Raw genomic sequence first — 21,571 nt, 5'->3', positions numbered from 1 at the left:
GAGGTCGAGGCGGCCATTTTAGTAGTCCTCACGTATTTATAAATCAACAAGCCCGCAACAGGGCATTACCCCGCAACATCTATTGGTTCCCAGAATCTGACTAACACCCGCGCTTATTGCCCGCACGTCAATATTTATCTACCTGCCATCACTCCCAGGAGTGAATAGCGTATGCACTAACCTGTTGCGGTCACCCATCTGGCTGGATGGCAGGAAAGAAATCCGCCGGCTATGTGGATTTCCACGCCTATCGACCAATACCACCGCCAGGTCGCGTGACAACTTGTCTCGCGAAAGGTCTCCTCGACGGACATAAGGAATGCGATCGGAACGATGCAAGCTGATGACCAACAAGCCTTGTTCAAACTGTGACACATTAACGTCAACATCCAGCGACTCAGCCTTGACGACATCCTTGAGCACTACATCGAACTTTACTTTATCAAGAAGCTCATTCTTCAGCGGATCCTGGAAGATATACCCGGTCCAACTGAACATGGTTTCGGCTAATTGCTCGCTCTCCCAGCGAATGGTCGACGTCGAGGGCGAGTTATAAATACTATTTCCGTCAACGGATACAAACTCCAGCGTCTCGAAACCCGTCCCTGGCAATCCAAGCCCCCCCACGTAGCGCAACTTCCAGTAATCGACAGTGCGCAAATGAAAGTCGAAGTCATCATCTTCCGGATCACCCGGCTGACCTGACCCGCCGTCGACCCTGACCCGCTCGAACTCGTAGTCAGCTGGTAGGAACTGAGGGATAGCCAGTGGTGTAATCACGATCGTTTTGTTGGGATCGGCGCTGAAGTCAGTCGACTTCCACCATCTTTTGTTCGAGTCCGCTTGAAGCGTCACATGAAAAGTATTGGTTTCATTCGCTCTTGCTCGCGTATGGAGATAAATCTCCATCCTGCTGATGGCAGCACTGGGCGAGTTGTCTTGCGCCGCAGATCTGGGCATGGCCAGCTCAAAACGATTGGCCACCAAACGGCTGCGCCACGTCTCGCTATCCGATGTGGGAATACCTTCCTGGGGCTCATCGACTGGCTCTACTTCATCACCCGAGTCATCGTTCACCAGCTTCAGGCTGGCCTTCTCGGTTACGCTCAACGAGTACTCTTTCCCATCGACAGTATTTGTCTCGACCACGATCGCCAATCTGAGCTGTTGATAGCCATTGGCATACAACGAGCCAAGACGTTCAGGCTCGACCCCGCCAGGCACTTTTATGGTGAATTGTGAAAGCGTTGTCCAGCTAGGCTCCGGCTCCAGTTCAGAAAGCTCCACGACACTGTAGCCACTGGACAACACCACACCATTGCTCACTATTTCACATTGCACGACACTGCTGGACGCCGGGCCCTGCGCCGTTGCCCTGAAATGTCCAGTGGAACTGACCGTGCCCCCACCGCTGATAACTTTCCAGCGCCTGGGGACGCCGGGCAGCAGCGTGGCATCGTCCGTCAGTTGTACATCTACGGATTTGTGCTGCGCTGGAACATAGGCGGGATCGATCCGCAGTTGTTGTTGCGCATTGGCGAGCACCAGGGATACCCGCCGCGTCTCCGCGCCTGCGACTTCAATCTGTTGAACGACCAGGCCTTTGGCTCTTGACCGGGCATCCGGCGTGAACGTTGCCTGGTTACCCTCTGGGGTCAGCGCCCCATACGCAGGCGCAAGCGGCGTCCATGTCACGCTCGTGGCGTCCACTGTCGATGCCTTCAACACAATAGGTTGTGATTGCGCCCTGGTTGGGTAAACCGCCGTTCGCGGTGCTACCGTTACGCTGTCATACACCACCAACAGCAAGGCCGAAGCAGTGTAGGTGTTATTACCAACTTGATATTTGGCGGTCACGACCACGTGTAGCGAGTCATGCCCGATAACGCTCCTGGAGGCAGCGGTGTATAGTCCGTCCGTTATCGTGCCATGCCCCTGGGCGGCATGGCTCTGCAGACTGACCGCTTCCCACTCGCTGGCCTGGATTTGCGTCCCATTCCAGTCGCGCAATATAAAGCGCTGGGCGCCTCCCGCCTGAATGGTCGCGAAAGTGGGTTCCAGCGTAACGCGAGTCCGTTTCGGATTAATGTTACCGAACACCGCCAAATCGGCGGGTCTACGTTGCTCGCGCTCTTCAAATACATTGTCACCGGGAAACAGCAAGTTATTGAGCACGTCGAGCCGGTCATTCTCGATATAGGGAATCATCGCTTGAGAAAGAACCAATGTCGCCGTATAGCGATCGCTGCCATCCGGCTCCTGATCATCGGGAAGCAAATACGGGAAGCTGCCATCCGGCGGGAAAAGCCCATCGGCCGTATTGCCAAGAAGCCTTATGAAAATCACCACCCCCCCCTCACCAAAGTTCAACGCTCCCCTGACCTTCGCCCCTGGAGCGGCCTGGGTGAGGATGCGAAATGAAGTGGGGGTCAAGTAGCTGTAGCCTTTGAGTTCGAGCATCCCGAGCTGAAAGACACTTCGATGGGTCGGCAGCGCCGCGAAAGATTGCTTCAAGAAAGCCGACAAGCGGCTATTCGTTACTTCATCATCACCGGCCAGATTGCAGCGGAAGTTAACCCCTTCAGACAAGTTCAGTTTCACCTTACCCTGCTTGTCGATTTCACCCACCACCATGGACAAGTCAATGTCCATTTCAAGTGTAAAACCTTGCGACTCCGTTATATTGAACGTCGACGATAGCGTCTTCAACGCGCCAGCCGCTTGCTGCGAAGCGACATAACGACCGCTCAATACATTCATCGTCAATAGCGCGGTGGAGTTCGTCAGCGACGCGGTATTGAACGACAGCCGCGGTTGCCCCAACGTAATACTTTCCAACTCGACATAACGGCTCTGGAGATCGTTTAGAAAGACCTTCCCACTAAAAGGCGGCAGGAAGCCAAGGTTATTGAATCGCTCAATATATTGTTGTTCCAACAAACGGTTCAAGCGTCCGCGACTGAAGATTGAAACAGCGCCCCAGCCTTGGGTCACCGAACCACGCGCCATACGTTCGAGCAAACTTTCCAACGAATTGCCAGACATGATATTGCCCTCGAATTTCACTTAAGAAACAAAGCAATAAAACTGTGCTTAATCGCTAGCGAGCCAAATCCTCAAGCACGGTAGGAAAACTCGAAAGTGGCAGCGGCAAAATAATGTGACCTTCGAACATACCGAAGTCACCGCCGTCCACGGCGACAGTAATCAGAACGAACCGCTCTTGGGCCGCAAAGTCATCGCTGTACCGGCCCGATGAGGCATCAATCCATCCCGGCCCACCGAGCGGGAGCGACCATTGGCCATCCAGGAGTTGATTGTTGACAAAGGCCTGTAATTGAATCTGCCCCTCTGGCAAATCCGGACTCTCTACCAGCTTAATCGTGGCGCCGGGTTCATGCTGAAGTACCAGGACATAGGCCGACTGGTTTTGCGCCCCCTGACTTACCTCTATTTCATCGAGCACATAGGTTTTTCTGGCCACCCGGGGGCCGGCAATGTAGGCGTGGTCGCCCCCGGGCTTGTCGCTGGCGACTACCTCGCCGCTTTCGCCCACAACGGGATTCTTGATGGACCAGTTCAGTGCGCTCCCGTCCAGGTGACCTGCCGACAGCTCTACGCGCTGGCCGTAATAGCACAACTGAATTTGCGGATTGACCGTTATAGGATTCGCCAGGACCGTCAGCAAGGTCACGCTTCGCTCGTCGGTGAGCGGGTCACGGGCAATGACCAGTACCCGGTTGAATGTGCTGTTCAACGCATGGGCAGGTGGCGCTTGGTACAAGCCTGTCCGCTCGTCGATTTCGCCAGGGTTGCTGCCGCTTCCCGAAACGTTTTCCACCGACCAGCGCAGCCCGGCATGCGCAGGCTCGGTGCTCAGTTGCTGGGTCCTGCCGGCAGCGACCATGGGTTGCCGCTCGACAATAGAAAATGACGCTGCGGACGTATTGATCTGGCCGAACATCGCCAAATCGAAGGGCAAGGCGACGTGATGCGGTTGCACAACGCTCCTGCCTGCTATCTCCATGCCCGCCAGAAAGGTCTCCGACGATGTCGTCGTCAGGGTGGTGGAGAACCGCTCCAGCAATCCCCTCTTCACTGTATTGGCGACGAAATCCTTGATCTGCTCCAGTTCCATGGGCTCGATCGTCCCAGGCAGCCCGGAAACGTGGCTCACCTCCGGCGTATCGGTGTACGGCACAAACAACTCACCTTCCATGGCTGAAACGCCGGACTCATCCGCCGATAAACGGAACTCATGCTGCAGGTTGATGGTGAAGGTCGCCGTATGCGTACTCCAAGTCGTGCCGCCTAAAGGACGGTACCGAAACGACAACGCGAATGTGCCCTGCCAGCGTTGAATGACCTCGTTCTGAGCAAACTCGACGGTCAGCGGCGATGCCCCAGCCGCAGCCGGAAGACTGAAAGCCTCGGACTCAAACTCATAATCTAGGCTGCGGTACCTGCCCGCCGTCACCTGCAACGCGCCGTGCTTGGCCACCATCGTTGCCAACGCGCCGTCCTGATCGAAGGTACGCTCAAATTCAGCGTCTTCAAGCAACTGCACAAGTGCGTGACCGAACGCAGCGCGATGAATCAAGGCCTGGGAAAACAGTGCAGTCCCCGAATAGGCATGCTGCGCATCATCATCGGGAATCAGGTACCTGAAGCCGGAGTCATCGCCCGGAAATGAACCCGAGCCACCATCGGCCATACGTGTGAATAGCAGCAGGGCACCGTCTTCGGTCCCAGGTGTCCGCGCTTGCACATCGCGAGCCTGGGTTCGCACATCGACACCATGGGTGAGCATGAACGGGTTACCCTCCTCCGCAAAGGAGCCCAGGGCATATACCCGCCGACCTGTGTCCAGCCCCTGAAACCAGTTCTTGAAAAGCTTCCCTGCTTCACGTTGTTCCGTCGGGGTATTGAACAGCTTCAGCAAGACTTCCTCGCTGTTCGCCAGATCCAACATCACACTCCGGGCGTCTGCCGTCACCGTCAAGTCCAGCACCACTTGCGATCCATTCAGCGGATCGAGGGCCGTGAGGCTGGTAACTCTCTTCAGACCCTGGGCAGTCTCCACCATCATATGGGTCCCTTCTGCCACCCCCAGGCTCAAGGATGTCCTGGCACTTTGGAGGCTGGCGCGCTCGAAGGACAGTACCGGCGCGGCCAATCTGAAACCCGTCAGGTAGTGGCTGACGTTGGTCTCGGGTATATCGATGGAGCCCGTGATAGGACCCAAGTCCGTGCCCTGACTCAAGCGGGTGATATGGTCCTGCTGCAACCCCAGGTTAATTTTGCCACCCGCCAGGGCCACGATAAGGTCCCACCCCCGCATTTGGGAGTTGCCGTTCATCCACGCCAATAAACTTTCCAACGAATTACCGGCCATGACATTGCCTCCAGAAGGGTGTGCGCCAATAACAAGGGTTGGGTCGACCTCTTGATGACCGATATTCATTGACTCAGCATCGCAAGCACCTGCGGGAACACAACCAGCGGCAGTGGCAAGATCAGATAGCCTTCGAACTTGCCAAGTGGCCCCCCATCCACCAGGGCGAAAATCAGCACGAATCGTTCGGTGGCCGTCGGGGCCGCACGGTAAAGGCCCGTTGAGTCGATCGAACCTGGCCCCCCAAAGGAAGGCTCCACTGAGCGTCCAATCGATTGGCATTGACTATGGCCTCCAGTTGAACCTGTCCCTGTGTAATGTCGGTATTGAGAATCTTGATCGTTGTTCCAGGGGGCCACTGCAGCGCCAACACATGGACTGACCGGGTTTGATTCGTCCGAGTGTTTTTGACTTCTACCTCATCGAGTACATAGGTTTTATAGGAGACCTGTGGCCCGTGGTGATAGGTGTGATCACCCTCAGGTTTAATGCTGGGCCGCACCTCGCCACTTTCGTTCGCCACAGGGTTCTTGATCGACCAGAGCAGTTCGCCTTCACCCAGAGTACCTGCCGCCAATTCGACACTGGTTCCAACGTCGCAAACCTGGATCAAAGGGTGGACTGACAGTTCGCTGACCAGCACGGTCACCAGTGCCGAACTGCGGTAACCCGAACCCGGGTCCGTCGCCGTGATCCGCACGCGCTTGAAACGCCCCTCGATCGAGGCGGCCGGAGGGGCTTGGTATGATCCGCTGACACTGTCAATAGTCCCTGGATTGCCAGCACCATCAGCCAGGTTTTCCACCGTCCACCGTACCCCGTTGACGACAGGTTCAGTGCGGAACTGCTGAGTGCTGCCTTGCGGCATCAGCGGTTGCATCGGGCTGATCACGAAAGAAGTCTGGGTGGGGTCAAGGCGGCCGAAAAAACCGATATCGTAAGGCGCGCGGATCTCGTGACCTTGTATCGCCTGACCAAAATTCAACTTGATAAAGTTTTCGATGTATGGCCTGAGCAAAATATCCACTTTTAGATCACTTTGCAGTGCGCGTCTAATCTTCGGACCAATACTATTTATGTGCAAAAGCACTAGCTGCGCCAACACGAATAACAACAACACCGGCAAACTATTTTTACCTATCTCTTCACCGGCCTCTGACCTATCGCCTACTGGCTGATCGGTTTCTGTATCTATTACATCCATAAGCAATTCAAACTGAGTGGCTCGCATCACCGTCTCACTGATACCCTCAGCATCGACGACATCCATTAATTCGAACTCCGCCTGCAAATCAACAGAATACATATAGACTTTATTAATTGTAGGCCAGAGATCATCACCTGCCATATTCTTAAATATGATATCAACTGCAGCTTGACTTTCAGAACCCCAACGCACAGAAAATTTATTCACACCTTCAGAAACCAGTGTAAAAGGCACTTTACCGTTTGCCGGCAGAACGATCTCGCTTCGGGTAATCCACGGAATGACAAATTGATCACCTATACCATGACCAGGAAGAGGGTTTGCTGTTTTATTTATTGTCAGGCCTCCAGCCTTTGCAACTGCTGACACCAACTGCCCATTATTGTAGACATAATCAAAGTCAACACCCTCCATCATCTCTGCAATATTATTTATTATCTCCTTGCCCAAAATCGAGGACAATCGCTCCCCGTTGAAAAACACACTAGCCGAATAGTCCTTACCGGCATCATCAGGAATCAAATACTTGAAGTTTGCTCCAGGATAGCTCCCTTCGTTGCTACCCTCCATGCGTACGAGGGCCAGGATAGCGCCGTTACCGTGCTCGGAAGACTGTGGATCACGGGCAGCCACTCCGCTCGCCTGAGTGCGCAAACTAAATGACTTCGGATGCATCAACTCATTCGTCCCGCGCTCAATTCTGCCCAACGGCCAGATGCGCTCAACATCGTCCATCAGGTTGAATAAATCCTTGAAAAAGTCCCCACCCAACCGTTGCTCTTGTGGTGTTTCGCCAAAGGTCAATCTGAAGTTATCACTTTTACTTAAATCCAATATAATTCGCCCATCGACATCGACATCGCCTGGCACCTGATTCAATAATAAGTCCAGGTATAACTTAGGTCCCTGCAGCGGATCTATCTCATCCACTACGTCCGCCTTCCAGCCAACGCTTTCTCTTGCAAGGTTTATTTGGCTCCCACCCACCACAGCCATTGTCAACATCGCCTTGGAGTCGTTAAGATCGGCATTTTCGAATGACAGCAATGGAACGTCCATCACAAAATCATGGATTAATTTCTTCCATTTATTATCGACATCCGGCACCTCACCCTTGATCGGTGGCAGATAGTTTCCACTTTCGAAGCGGCGTATATACTCCTGACGCATCAATAAATTCGTCTTGTTCCGCTCCAGAGCCACAATCATCCCCCAGTCCAGCAGGCGCGAAGTGTCTTTCATCCAAGCCAATAACGTCTCGAGCGAATTACTGGACATCATCCTACCCTCATTAAATTGAACAGTTTTCCCGCTGCGCGTTACGCCACTAACTGCGCAGATATCATGGGAAAGGTTTTATAGGAAAAACCCTCATCAAAACTGGTTTCAACGGACACATCGAACTGATAATTCAGTTGCAGCCTTTCAAGAAAGGAACGGGGTAGACTCGAAAGTAGTTCGCCTGCGAGATACTCTTCCCGGGTAACTACCTCGGCGTTGCCTTCGCGCAGGTTGAACCTTTCTTCACCGCCGCCTATCAGAAGGCCCTTGGCATATATCTTCACCCGTTGGTCTTGTTCCATGAAGAACCATGATCTCAAGCGAAAGATCACCTCGTCGGTTACCGTGGCCAGGGAAATCCTATTACCCGGCGAAGACGGGGAACTGATCTGAAGGGTCGGCCAACCGCTTTCAATGTCCTTGATTTCCAGATCGAAAACCTTCGACTTATACGGCGGCTCCCCCGGTGGGGTCACTTGATAAAACACGTCCAGGCGCTTACCCATGTTCGCCGGCACAAAGCGTGTAGGGATGTAGAAACGTTTCGGGTTACCCACTGTAGGATCAGCGATGTAACTGCCGATATCACCATGGCCTTCCCAGTGCATCTGAACCTTATCGCCGGAACCAATCACCGCCTCGTCCGGAACCTTGATGTAGACGCCTCCCGTGATATTGCGGGCATATAGATAACCTCTGTACTCATCATCCTCACCGTCCCAGGTCACGTCCTCGATCTCGGGATGTGGCAGATGCAAAGGCCTACGCAACGTCAATGACAACGGCAACGAAGTGCCAGCACTGCCCTCCCGGGCGTACTGATACATCAACTCGATCGCTTTGCCGTTATTGGCCGACAACCACTCATAATCGATTTTGACTTCGAGTATCTGGCTATCAACTGTCGACGGATCGACGCGCACCGTCTTGATTTCCCGTGGGTCGCCCAAGGCGTACAGCACCACCTCATCGCCCACTTGGATACCTGGGTACACCTCGATGATCAACGCAATACCATTGGGATGCGCCTCGGGATCAAGCATGTCACCGGTAAAATCCTTGACTTGGGGAGCGGGCAGCAACGGGACTTGCGGTGTAACGATACGCAGTGCCTGTTCATGGGAGTGGGTGGGCACCGTCGGTGTGGCATAAACGACGCTGTAACTCATCAGCGCAGCGCCACCGTCAATGATTTGCAGCTCACTGAGTGGCACAGTCCATTGCAACGGTTGCCCTATGTCGAGATCGGCGAGGATTTTTCTGCGTGTGAAGTCCTCCCACGGGTAACCGTCATCAAAGAATCTCTTCAAGGTAAACGTCACCTCGTCACCCACCGACATTGCCTGATAAGGCGGCGCGACCACGCTGGCACCGGCCGCCTCCACCCACGCCAGGTCCACATCGCAATCATGGGACTCCTTGAACTGGGGAACCGGGAGTAGCACAGAGGAAACGCCTGGCGGAGGTAACACGGTGGCCATCATTAAACTCCCTGATATACATGTGTTGATGGCCAGATACTTCACTGCCGCATCAATCAAGTTGTCTTTGTTTTACGCCTTGCCTATCGATCTGCCCACTATCAGAACTGCTAGGTTACCCGCCGTTATCCAGGCTGTTATTGTCTTGTCGCGAGTCGGTATTTATTCCTTGGAGCCGGCTTCCAACGCTAGACGGCGCTGGCATTGTTTATGTCCGACTGCATTGCGATCGACGATTTCTTATTATCCTCAATGAGGTTCATATCAATGACTGCCGCCAGTTCTGTACATTCCAATGCACTTAACTTCATGAGTTCTGTACAGAACGGTGTTGACCCACGCACCGGCCTCTACGCGATAGCGATCAACTTGCCCGAGATTCAAACCAATGATTTACGCGGTCCCGGTTTTGCCTTGGCGCTGGCGTACAGCTCGCTCAATACGCAAGACAGTGGCTACGGCCATGGCTGGAACCTGCAGTTGTCGCAATACAACTCCAGCAACCAGATCCTGTCCCTGAGCACGGGAGAAACCTTCAAGGTGACCGGCAGCGACGGTGCCAGTGGTCAGTTGGTGATGAAGGAAAAAAAACTCGACAGCTTCCATTTCCATCAACAGGACGAGACCCATTACCGGGTCGTGCATAAGTCCGGCCTGGTGGAGATACTCGAAGTGCTGGGCAGCGACCAGAACAAGGTCGCCTTACCGGTAGAGATTCGTTCACCCACGGGGCATAAGGTTACCCTCGGCTATACGCCATTCAGCGGCGCTGAGCAGATACTGGCCTGGGTCAAGGATGATTCGGGGCAAACGCTGCTGACGCTCAATCGCCAGAGTACGTTCGTCGAGGTGCTGCTGCAGCCGGTCGGCGGCCCTGATGGCGGCCCATTGGCGCGATTCGCCATGACTCTGGAAGGCGCTGACAAATACGTCACTCGCATCACTCTGCCAACGGGCAACGAAGCATCCTGGCGTTTTGGCTATAGCCGTATTCGCGATCATCTCTGCATGACCTGGGTAGAAACCCCCACGGACGGGCGCGAGGACATTTTCTATCAGGACGCCGGCCACCAGTTCCCGGAAGGCAGCGGTCGCAGGCCCCTGCCCCGTGTGACCCGACACCTCACCGATCCAGGCTTCGGTCAGCCGCAGATCGATGTCCGCTATACCTACAAAAGCGAAGACCCAGAGCAAGGTGAGAGGAATTTTCTGGGTGGCGGTCTTCGCCTGATCTGGGATGACGAAGGCCTCGACAACCTCTACAAGTACATTGGCGCCTACGAGTACGTGTGCATTGAAACCCTCTGGGCCCCTGATGACTCGGAGCCGGAGCCGCATCCGGTACGAAAAATCGAACGCAAATTCAATCAGTTTCATCTGCTGACCCACGAAACGACCACCCAGAACAATAATGTCGAGGCGGTGGAAACCACGTATTACCTGACCCCCGGCGTCGAATTCGACCAACAACCCAAGTACTGCCAACTGCCCAAGACAGTCAGGACCACCTGGTCGTTACTCAATAATCCGAACCGCAGGCGCAGTGAAACCGTCAGCAGCACGTATGACACCCATGGCAACCTACGGGTGCAAACCCAGGCCAATGGCGTTATCGAAACCAGCACCTGGTATCCGGCCGCGGGTGGCGATGGCTGTCCGGCCGATCCCGAGGGCTTTGTGCGGAGCCTGAAAGAACAAACCGTCACCCCAGCGCCGTCGCCCAATGGCCAGGCCCCGACGCTATGCACCCGTTATCGCTACAAGGGCCTGCCAGAACTGGGGGACTGCCTGCCAGAAGATTGTCCGCCGCAGGACCTGCCGCTGAAGCAGTGGCTCACGGTCGAGAGCCAGACGCTGGTGCAGCTTGGGGCCAGCGAGATCGAGCTGGAGCAGACGCTGTTCGAACATCTCGACGACCGGACCGACGCGTTCCTGCACGGTCGCGTCTCACGCCAGACGGTGACCTTGAACGGCAAGTCCACCCTTGTCGATTATGACTACAGCAAATTCGACAGCCCTCAATTCGGCGTCCCCGTGCAACAAACCACGGAAACGGTGAGCACTACGTTCGATAACGCCCGCAAAGCCATTGTCCGGCAACATTCGCGACTCACGTCGCAAGAACTGCTGACTCGGGAAGATGGCGTGGAAACCCATTATTACTATGACGTTCTGAATCGACTGACGAAGGAAGTCGTCGCCCCTGATACCGCCTTCAGCGCCACCCGCAACTATGAATACACCCTCAGCAGCATGAGCGGGCAACAGGCCGAGCACTCGAGCATCAGCGCCAGGCAACTCAAGACACGCAGCGTGCTCGACGGCTTGGGTCGTTTGATTTTCCAGGAGAGCGACCATGTCGGTAGCGACAACTCGAGCCGGACTCGACAAACTTACGCGGCCCTTTACAACGCCTGGGGGATTTGGCTGAAGAGACCGAATATGACTGGCTGGATGGAGAGTCCCGAGCGCTCAAGAGCACCTTTTACTATGACGACTGGGCGCAGCAATGCTGCGTGATCGGCCCCGATGGGGTCCAGACCCACCAACACCTGGATCCGATCGGGACGGATGAGTCGCAGGGACCGATCCAACGCAACTGGCGCCAGAGCGCCGGGCCAGCCCCGATAATCAGCGGCCTGAGCGAGACCTGGCTCAACCTGTTCAGCAAGCCCTCACAGGTCCGTACGCTGGATTCAGCCGAGCAAGAAATCGCAAAGGAAACCTATCTTTACGATGGCCTGGGTCGGTGCACCCAACACACAGACCCGTCGAAATACATCACCCAGTTCGTTTATGACCCCTGGTCACGCCTGATCAGTAGCACGCTGCCCGACGACAGTATCGTCAAGCGCACCTACGCCGCACACAGCACGTTGGAATTACCGGTGGCCATGAGCGTGAGCGCCGACGGCGTAACCGAAACAACCGTGGGTGAACAAACATTCGATGGCCTGGGGCGCCTGACCCGAACCACGGTTGGCACCTATACGGAGCGCTACAACTACGACGCCGACCAGATGCAGGTGAAGACAAGGATCACCCCTGCAAACGACTCCATCGAGTACGAATACAACCTGGCCCTCACCGACCAACCCATCAGCAGCCGCGCGCCAGATGAAAACGCGGGCTTTGCTTATCACTCGACCAGCTCGCGCCTCACCCAGGCACGTAATGAACAAGGTAATCGCGAGTACGAATACAACACCGCCAATCAACTGCTCGTCGAGCGTTGGGTCGACAATCGAAACACGGCCTGGGAGACGCTTCATTCGAACTCCATGCAAGACCGCCCGCTCAAGCGCACCGATTTGAAACAAGACCATAGCGCCGGCATGGACACCCTCTATGGCTATGATGACGCCGCACGCGTGAGCAGCATTGAGCAGGGCCAACTTCAGGCCGAGTTCGAATATGACGGCCTGGGCCAACTTCACCGCACCACCACCAAGGACCGGGCGACGGACAGCACGCTGGTCACTCAGTTGCAGTATGACGATCAGGGTCGCGAGATACTGCGCACACACACCTTGAACCAACTGCCACCACGCACGCTGGCGCAAACCTGGCAGGTCGATGGCCTGCTGAAAAGCCGACATCTGCAGCACGATGGAGCCAGTCTGCTCAAGGAGACGTTTACCTACGACCCCCGTGGCCGGCTGATCAAGCATGAGTGCGAGGGCAGCATATTGCCCCGGGATAGCGAAGGGAGGGAGATCAGCAGCCAGATCTTCGCGTTCGATGCCCTGGACAATATCAAGCTGGTGTTGACGACCTTCGCTGACAATAAGACCGAACGGGCAGTATTCACCTACTCGGACGAAAATAACCCCTGCCAGCTACAGGGCATTACCTATACGCCGTCGAGAGTGGGAGGGAATCCGACGTTCACTTATGACCTCAATGGCTGTCAACTCAACGATGAGCGCGGTCAACGCCTGAGCTATGACAGCCAGGGCCGCCTGCTGGGAGTCGAAAGTGGTCAGGTCGTCAGCCAATATCGTTATGACGGACACGATCATCTGGTCACGTCAAAACAGGGAAATGACAATGAAACCTCGCTCTTTTACCAAGATGAACAGCTGAGCAATATCGATCAGGACGGCCACCAGACCCACCTCCTTCATCACGTTGACGGTCCACTGGGGCAACAAACCTCGGACGATTCGCAGACATTACTGTTGCTGGCCGACGCGAACCAAAGCGTCATCGGTGAAAGCCGACAACGAGACCTGCGCACCGCCGTCTACAGCGCCTACGGGGAACGTCACAGCGACGACACGTTGCGAAGCCTGCTGGCGTTCAATGGAGAGATGCGCGATGACGCCAGTGGCTGGTATTTGCTGGGCCGGGGTTACAGGGCTTACAACCCGGGCCTGATGCGTTTCCACAGTCCTGACTCGCTGAGCCCGTTTGGCAGTGGCGGCGTGAACCCTTATACCTACTGCCTAGGCAACCCGATTGCCCTGCGTGATCCCACGGGACACGAGGCGATCGGCTGGAGTGGTAGATTGCGGCGATCGGACGAGGACACTCCCCTGCCAACGGATGGCGGGGGGGGCTTGGTGGCTGGATTTCCGTGGCGGTGGGAGCGGTGTTTGTTGCCATTGGAACCATTTCATTGTTTTTTACAGCGGGCACCTCCTTTGCGCTGATCGCAGTGGGTACCGCGCTCTCTGCTGGCTCGACAATCGCCAACGCAGTGGCAGTGGCCGGCAATAATGAGACAGCCAGTAAATGGGGAGAGTATTTGGGGTATGCGGCGATGGTTGCAGCGCTTCCCCTTATAGCCACGCAATCCTACAAGGGGATTCAGAAGGTGCTCGAAAAAACCGCCAGCACCGCAACTAAAAATAAGGGGTTCTATGGCCAGGTTCTTAACAGGTTTGTTAAAAAAGCACCAAACATAACCAGTACAAAAGGTGCAACACCACCCGCTAGCCAATCCATAGCGCGAGCAACGCTAGGAGCACCTCTTTCCGACCTGGAAAAAGCTAGAATCCGCATTCCCCGCGCGGTCTTGCCTCGGCGTGCCACTGGTACCGAGGCCGTGGGGCGCAATGCAAATTCTCGCGATGTAGTTCAGTCGCAGCTCAGCGCCAACCCCGTCGCCAGGAGTTCCGCACCCGGCCCCGTCACCAGGGATGTCAATTCCTATATTGACGAGATGGGACGCGTCGTTGGCAACTGGCAAAGGGGTCGTTTAAAACCGCTCCAACACTGGTCTGTAAGGACTGCGATTCAGGGCGTCCCGGTCGTCCGGGCCTAACCCCCTATAAACTTCGGCGACAAAACGCTCTGTTTTGCCGCCGAAGTTTAGCGCTACCAACCCGATCGAAGCCCCACCTCAAGCCACCAATGTCGGCGTCAACATCGGAAAACTCTTCCACGTCTGCTTGGTGTCGAAGCTCACACTCACCCGCACTTCAAGCGCTCCACCAATCTTGAAACGTTGCAGGTCAGTCTTTGAAATTCGCCCGGCAGGGATAACCTGAGCCACTTCCGGAACCGGGGATTCGGTCAGTACAGGAATCCTGACCAGCTGATTGCCGCTGTCGACGCCCCTTACCTCGATCGTAAGGTATTGGTCGATGGCCATGAAGGTCCAACGCTGGAGAGTGAAGCTGGCATACCCCCCCTGCGCAATATCCCCCAGAACCAACCTGCCACCGGTTACCTTGTCGCATTGAATAGTGGGCAAGCCACTCAACTCCTCGACTCGCAAGCTGTAGTTGTTCGACTTGTGCGGCAGGGCAATGCCGGGCTCGAATACCTCGTAATTCACGGGGATCGTCTTGCCCAGATGCTGGGCGATTTTGTCGTTCGGGATCTTATAGTCCCGTGAGCCTGCCGGGTTCGGAACGTCGGTACGAAACGCCCCCACGGTACCCGCCTCGGCCCATTGCACGAACACGCCCTCGCCGTCGTAAATGACCGCCTCCGTCGGAATGGTTACCGTCACGCCATTGACCGCATCCAGTGGGCTCAGTACGCCGCCCGAAGCCCCGCCATTGGCTTCCTTGACCTTGGAAGGTGGCAACGTGCGCGGGATCGGCGTGGCATCGACACTCAGCTCAACCGGCTCGGAACGCAGACTCTGATTACCCGCGCGGTCCTGCGCCTGATACCACACATACCGCCAGCCATCGCCCCTGTTCCGGATCAGATCCCCCGGGATCGTGACAACCACCGGATCGGCATAGTTGCGGTCATCCAGCTCGATCACACCTCCCTGGTCCTGGGTACCGGGCGTGGCGCCCAAGTACCAGGTGATTTGGTCCCAGGGTCGGGGGTCCGTATACAGCGGGAGATCTGCCTTCACCTCATCCCCGTTCATTTCGAGGTAACGGGCAGTGAGTTTATTGGGCGGAAGGACTTCGGAAGGGAAAATCAGTTTGCTGTCACCCGCCAGCACTGGCGGCGTCTTGTCGACAGTCACCGTGAACGGAAACGATCGCGCCGGCACGTCCAGGTAGTTGGTCATGATGAAGCTGAGCGTATGCCTGCCTTCGGGCAACTTGTCGGCACCGATGGGAACATAATAATCATCCTCCGCCATGGGCAAGGTCCATTCCCGGAACCCGATGATATTGCTTTCATCCTCATCCAGAAAAACATCGACTCGCTCAGTCCCCGATGGCGGCGGGTCGCTATACCAGGGCCTTAACTGGACTCTCAATGGATTGGCCGGGTCGCTCCAGGCCGTGCGATGCAGCAGGTTACGCTCTCCACCAGGCATGTCGGCCAGTGGTTCGGGCCATGTCCAAGGGGCGGTCATGGTGGGGTCGAGCCGGGTGGGCTTGGTCGATGACATTGATCATGTGCTCCGTCGCTGAATATCAGCCCCCCAGGCCCGGGGGGCAAAATCATGATGAACACTCGAATGCCGCAAAGGGAAAATGCCGAATCGACCTGGCAGGCCCGCCCGGTCAGCCGGCCCTACCAGAGATAGCGCACGCCCACGTTGGCACCCCACGGCTGTTCGATCTTGTTACCGTTGCTGTAATCGAAGTCGGCATGGATCGAGACTTTTTCGGTCACACTCATGGCAACGCCGAGACCCAACTCACCGCGCGAGCCCGACAGGTCGTTGTTGAATCGGTTGTCGTTGACCTTCACGTCGTTGTTGTTGGCAAATTCATGCACATAGGCAGCGCGAACGTAGGGTTGCACGACCTTGTCGTCCCACTTGAAATTACGCCCTGCAGTGGCCCCGGCCTTGGCCAACAGCGAGTGGCTGCGGCTGCCTTCGGCGGAAAGACCGTTGTCCAGGTCGTAATCCTTGCCCTGGATGACCACACCGGACAGTTGCGTGAACGGCTCGACGAAATAATCATCCGCCAGCTTGATATGCCGACCCAATTCCAGGGAAGTACCAACGGCGTGGCTGTCGTATTCGCCCTTGGTCTTGCGACCGTCGCTCAGTTGCACATCGGACTCGTTCTGGAAGCGGTTGAACTTGAGTACGCCGTCGAAGTAGTAGCCACTGTGTTCGTCGATCCAGGTGGTGTAGGCGCCCAGATAGAAGCTGTCGACGGTTGCACTGGTACCACGGCTCATATCCAGGTCGGACTTGCTGTAGCCGCCGAGCACGCCCACCAACCACTGACCATCGCCTATTGGCAAAGGCGCGTCCGCGCCGAACGACAGCCCCTGCTGTACCTGCTTGTAAGCCACGCCGGAGCTGGCGCTGACATCGAACTTGTTGCCGTAGGCACGAATCCAGCCACCGGCCTTGCCATGGTCCATGCGCACTTCGCCCATGCGGCTGCGCAGGGAACTGAGCTCACCGTACCAAACGGTAGGCGCGGCGTTGAACAGCGCGATCACCGAGCGCGTGCCCGGGCTGATCGTCCGCGAGGCGGTATTGAGGTACCAGTCGTTGTTGCCCTGTTGGATGAGGTCGTAGGAATACGCCCCGAGGTCCACTTCACCACCGGCCAAGCTGAACGTCGCGTCGCCGCTGCCGATATGCACCACCGGGATGGCTCCGGCACCCACCGGCTCCGAGCCACTGGAATCGATGGCGATGGTATGGTCGCCGGTGGCCGCGCCGTTCACGGTCAGGGTGTCGACCTGGCCGGTCGTGAAGTCGGTGTGCATGTAGAACGTACCGCCGCTACCCGACAGCGTGTCGACGGTCAACTTGAAGAACTCGCCCGGGTTACCGAACTGGATCGCCCCGCCATTCATGACCAGGTTCTCGACTTCGCCATCCCCGACCATGACCCAACGGGCGTTGCTGTCGATGCCCAGGTTCTGCACATTCACCAGGTTGCCCGTCAGGGTCGCGGCGTTGCTCAGGTTGACGTTGGCGGTGCTGCTGTCGTCGGCGACGATATCGCCCACCAGTGTGCTGGCGCTGACCTGAAGATTGCCTTCGGCGCCTCTGCGAACGTCCATCAGGATGCCGTTGCTGGCCGACAGCGTGGAGCCATTATTGACCGAGATATTGGCTGTGGTTGCCCCCAGGCCCAACGTATCGACGACGATGGCCGAGCCGTTGAGGCCTTCGACATGAGTATTGTTCAGGGTCAGGGTGTCGGGAGTACTCAAGCCGGCATCGCCACCGATCTCGATGCCATTTCGCGCGCCGGAAATGATGCTGTCGGTGGCCGTGGCCGTACCGCCGAACAGCCGCAAGCCAGCCGCGTTGGCGCCTGTGCCCTGGACGATGGAACGCACCAGCGTCAGTTCGCTCAGGTCGGTCACTGTAACGCCCGTTGTACCGCCGACGATGGTGCTGTCGCTCACCGTCGCGACCGAGCCTTGGGTGCCTGCGGGGTCACGGCTGACGGCCAGGCCTACCCGGTCGCTGGTGATGATGCTGCTGCCAATGGTCGCGCGACCGGAATTCAAATGAACGCCATTGGCGCCCGTTGCGTTCACATTGCTTCGTTCAAGGTTCAGGGTGGAGCTATTAACGACAATGTCCCGGGTATTGGCTCCCTCGGCATTCAAGGTCGATTCACCGTTCAACACGTAGTTATCGGTGGCGGTGCTGCCGTCGATGAACACCACTTCACCCGGAATCAGCACCCTGGCGTACGCCACCTCGGCGACCAGCAACAACGGCGGGATGGACAGTAATTTCAAGGCACGAAACAGCGGATGCAACGTGAATACTTTAGGCGTGGACATACAGGCACCCTGTGGCGATTGAATACGGAAGGCCGCGCAGGCTACAGAACGTCTTCGCAGGGGTATGTAGGATTAGTCCGAACATTCCATTGGAACTGATGAAGCACACTGTAGAAAAAGGGCCTGGCACCACTCCTTTTCCTACAGTGGGTTCCTTGGGGGAATGCACGTTCAAGGACGATCCGGAACCTCACAGGAGCCCTCGCCCTGCGCCAACCCCACCCGGGTATTGGTCGGTGTTTCCCGATACGGTTTGCCGGTGATCCTATAGCTCACCTCGCCTTTACCGAGCACGCTGGCGCTCTGCCAGAGAGGCAGGATATGCGTGTCATATGGCTCGATGAGCCAGACAATGCCGTTATCGGCCTGCGCCTGGGTGATGTTGGTGAACGTATGGGTTTTGGCCGCACTGGGGATTTCCACCGGGTTGGAATGGTCCGTATAAGCCTTCCACTCCACCACCACGTCGTCGCCTGGCTTCAAATAGCTGCTCGGTGGAATCAGGTACTCCATCCCATACTCAGTACCCGTGGCATCCCAGCGCAGTGAGTTACAGGTCAGGATGCCAGCCGTATTGGTGTGCTGGGGGATAGCTTGCGGCAAGTCGAACACCAGGAAGTCGATCTTCACCGAAGTACGCTGCGCGGGCTCCTCTGGGTTCTGGTGGGCCGCATTGGTCAACACGTACCAGACCGGCATAGTCGCACTGGGGCCCTCGCCGCGGATGACATCCCAGTCAAGTTCAATTTCAATTTCATCCCCCGCCGCGTCGTTGGTCACGTCGATCACATAGGGGGCACCGATGGGGGTGCCATTCCACAGGACTTGATAGGTATCGCCGTCGACCAGCGGGGCCACCAGCTCGATCTTGGCAAAAACCTCCTGATCTTCATCGGTGTCGACCAGTTCATTGTCCACACCCGAGTCTCCAACGACGGTCACGACTTTCAATAGGCCGTTGCCGGGTTCCGGGTCCGGGTTCACTGGCCCGGTGGTGGAAAGGTTGACGCGGACGGTCTCCAATGCTGAGCCAAAAGGCTCTACCCCGCGCAGCACGGTATAGGACAGATCCGTGTCCACCCCACCAATGGTGGCGCTGCCGTACTCCGCCCAGATCACACTCCAAGGCACGGGAATGTTGATCCCCCCTGATGGATTGCTGCCTACAGGCGTGCCCGGCGTGATTTCCCGCGAGCCCCATTTCACCACCACCGTATCGGTGGACTTGCCATTGGAAACTCGAGGTACATTGACCAACACATTGCCATGGACGATGTCCGAACGCAGAAGCTCACCGCCAGTGGCATCCGCCGCCGTGGGCTTGATCAATGGCGTAATCGGCAAAGGGTCCAGGGCGACCGACATGAGCTCATACCTGGACAGCGCGCTGATGTTACCGGCCTTGTCGATCAGCACGTAACCGCCACAGCAACGGCCATCTCCGGCGGCGGCAAACTTGTCCTTGGTAATTTGTACCGTACCGCCGCCAGCGGCAATGGGCTGCGGACCGATCAGATCGATGTCGTCGGGATCTTCGGGTAGCTCACCTTTAATCCAGCCGAAAGCGACTTGCACAGCCGTCTGATCACCTGTCCAAGGGGGAATCGTCGCTTCCAGATAATCGTTCGCGCCAAAGGTTGCGTCGGTGATGGGGGGCGTTAAGGCGAACACCATTTTATTGGGAGGGATCACTCCATTGGGTGGAAGCTTGTCGATATGAATATAAGCACGGCCGGAGTGGTCGAGGGTTTCAAGAAAATTCTCATGTTCGTATCGCAGGTCGAAAGCACCTTCGTGCTCTGGGTCCAGCAAATAACTACTGGGAATGGTGAATACCAGCGGCACCCAGGTATCACCGCCGGAAAAGGAGTGTTCCTGTACCGTGGACCACTCATTACTCTGCGCTCGAGCAATTTGCAGCCGGAAATAGTCTGTCTCCCCATCCGGCGGCGGGTTAGGCCAACTCTGGATGGTCGTACTGACCCCCCTATCGAGGTCAGCCCTGGGAATCAGCCCCACCGGCAACCCTGGCATAATGAAACCTGATACATCCGGATCCTGAAGCGCCAACGGCGCGGGCCCGCCGGCGCCGGTTTCATTAGCCGTAAGCTGCTCTTTCTCATCTGAACCAGCCATGTTTGCTCTCCGTGTTCACACTGATCGCCACGGACGCCCATGGCGCATGCGTTCGAAAAACAGAGCGTTACTGCCGGGCACTACCGAACGCCACCCGCCGTTCTGCATTGGCAAGCAGTAAGCGCTTTTTTCAGATGGGCCGAAACTGTCAGAGTTGACAGGTGGCTATCTGCACAGTGCCCACGATGAGCCGTGATCAGACCAACGCCAACCCCACCAACACCCCCGCCTCGAGCAACTCCAGCAACGCCCCGGCGGTATCCCCGGTGCAGCCCCCCAGCCGGCGCAGCATCATCTGGCGCAAGCCAACAAACACCACCGAGGCAACCAGCAGCGCGAAAAGGCCGGCCCAGCCCGCCACCACCACGCAGCCCAATACACACACCAGCAACACCTGCTGACCGGCCTGTCGAGGCAGATGGTCGGCCAGCGCCTGCCCCAACCCGCCGGCACGCACATAAGGCGTGGTGAGGAACAGCCCGAGCAACGCGGCACGCCCCAACACCGGCGCGATGATCAAGGCCAAGGTCTGCTCCTGCTCGACCAACGCCAGCAGCGCGGTGAATTTGAGCAACAGCACCAACATCAGCGTGATCACTGCAATCGGCCCGCTGCGCGGGTCCTTCATGATCAGCAGTGTGCGCTCTCGGTCACCGAAACCACCGAGCCAGGCGTCCGCGCTGTCGGCCAGGCCATCCAGGTGCAGGCCGCCACTGAGCAACACCCATGCCGTCAGCAACAACGCGGCATGAAGCAACGGCGGCGCGCCGAGCAGCAGGGCATTGAGCAGCCACAGCAAAGCACCGAACAGCAGCCCCACCAACGGATAGAACAGCAGCGAACGACCCAGTTGCTCAGGTTCAGGCATGCCCGGCAGGCGCACCGGCAGGCTGCTGAGAAATTGCACGGCGATCCACAATGGCAGCATCT

The 21,571-nt window shown here is 56.8% G+C and carries 11 protein-coding genes; 3 read left to right on the top strand and 8 right to left on the bottom strand.

The features are described from left to right. Nucleotides 1-138 precede the first annotated feature (138 nt). The 4 genes from KI237_RS07460 to KI237_RS07445 form a co-directional block, all read right to left on the bottom strand. Nucleotides 139-3,045, bottom strand: coding sequence for a hypothetical protein (locus KI237_RS07460; protein WP_212799411.1), 2,907 nt, complete (start codon nt 3,043-3,045; stop codon nt 139-141). Nucleotides 3,046-3,100: 55 nt separating this feature from the next. Continuing rightward, entirely contained in the window at nt 3,101-5,395 is a 2,295-nt protein-coding gene (locus KI237_RS07455) for a hypothetical protein (RefSeq protein WP_212799410.1), read from the bottom strand. A gap of 172 nt (nt 5,396-5,567) precedes the next feature. After that, nucleotides 5,568-7,883 (bottom strand): hypothetical protein, encoded by a 2,316-nt coding sequence (locus tag KI237_RS07450; RefSeq protein WP_212799409.1) that lies wholly within the window; start codon nt 7,881-7,883, stop codon nt 5,568-5,570. A 38-nt stretch (nt 7,884-7,921) separates the two neighbouring features. Further along, nucleotides 7,922-9,364 (bottom strand): hypothetical protein, encoded by a 1,443-nt coding sequence (locus KI237_RS07445; RefSeq protein ID WP_212799408.1) that lies wholly within the window; start codon nt 9,362-9,364, stop codon nt 7,922-7,924. A 309-nt stretch (nt 9,365-9,673) separates the two neighbouring features. Here KI237_RS07445 and KI237_RS30340 point away from each other — a divergent pair, with 309 nt between their 5' ends. Genes KI237_RS30340 through KI237_RS07435 form a run of 3 tightly spaced genes read left to right on the top strand, consistent with a single transcriptional unit; the run spans nt 9,674 to nt 14,633 of the window. Then, nucleotides 9,674-11,884, top strand: coding sequence for an RHS repeat domain-containing protein (locus tag KI237_RS30340; RefSeq protein ID WP_249410701.1), 2,211 nt, complete (start codon nt 9,674-9,676; stop codon nt 11,882-11,884). After that, complete coding sequence (locus tag KI237_RS30335) at nt 11,788-14,019, top strand: RHS repeat-associated core domain-containing protein (RefSeq protein WP_249410700.1); 2,232 nt, start codon at nt 11,788-11,790, stop codon at nt 14,017-14,019. The genes KI237_RS30340 and KI237_RS30335 overlap by 97 nt, the downstream gene beginning before the upstream one ends. Then, the gene (locus KI237_RS07435; RefSeq protein ID WP_212799407.1) at nt 13,959-14,633 is read left to right on the top strand and encodes a hypothetical protein; all 675 of its coding nucleotides are present in this window, start codon (nt 13,959-13,961) and stop codon (nt 14,631-14,633) included. The genes KI237_RS30335 and KI237_RS07435 overlap by 61 nt, the downstream gene beginning before the upstream one ends. A gap of 78 nt (nt 14,634-14,711) precedes the next feature. On the opposite strand, the gene KI237_RS07430 is transcribed toward KI237_RS07435, so the two are convergent. The 4 genes from KI237_RS07430 to KI237_RS07415 form a co-directional block, all read right to left on the bottom strand. Next, on the bottom strand, nt 14,712-16,178 hold the full coding sequence (locus tag KI237_RS07430) for a hypothetical protein (protein ID WP_212799406.1): 1,467 nt from the start codon (nt 16,176-16,178) through the stop codon (nt 14,712-14,714). A 125-nt stretch (nt 16,179-16,303) separates the two neighbouring features. Further along, entirely contained in the window at nt 16,304-18,505 is a 2,202-nt protein-coding gene (locus tag KI237_RS07425) for an autotransporter outer membrane beta-barrel domain-containing protein (RefSeq protein WP_212799405.1), read from the bottom strand. Between the two features lie 171 nt (nt 18,506-18,676). Then, nucleotides 18,677-20,641: a hypothetical protein gene (locus KI237_RS07420; RefSeq protein ID WP_212799404.1), complete on the bottom strand. Its 1,965-nt coding sequence runs from the start codon at nt 20,639-20,641 to the stop codon at nt 18,677-18,679. A 196-nt stretch (nt 20,642-20,837) separates the two neighbouring features. After that, nucleotides 20,838-21,569 (bottom strand): adenosylcobinamide-GDP ribazoletransferase, encoded by a 732-nt coding sequence (locus tag KI237_RS07415; RefSeq protein WP_212799403.1) that lies wholly within the window; start codon nt 21,567-21,569, stop codon nt 20,838-20,840. Nucleotides 21,570-21,571 lie beyond the last annotated feature (2 nt).

This window comes from Pseudomonas sp. St316 (genome assembly GCF_018325905.1).
Lineage (GTDB): Bacteria > Pseudomonadota > Gammaproteobacteria > Pseudomonadales > Pseudomonadaceae > Aquipseudomonas.
This window is presented reverse-complemented; position numbering and strand designations above follow the sequence as displayed.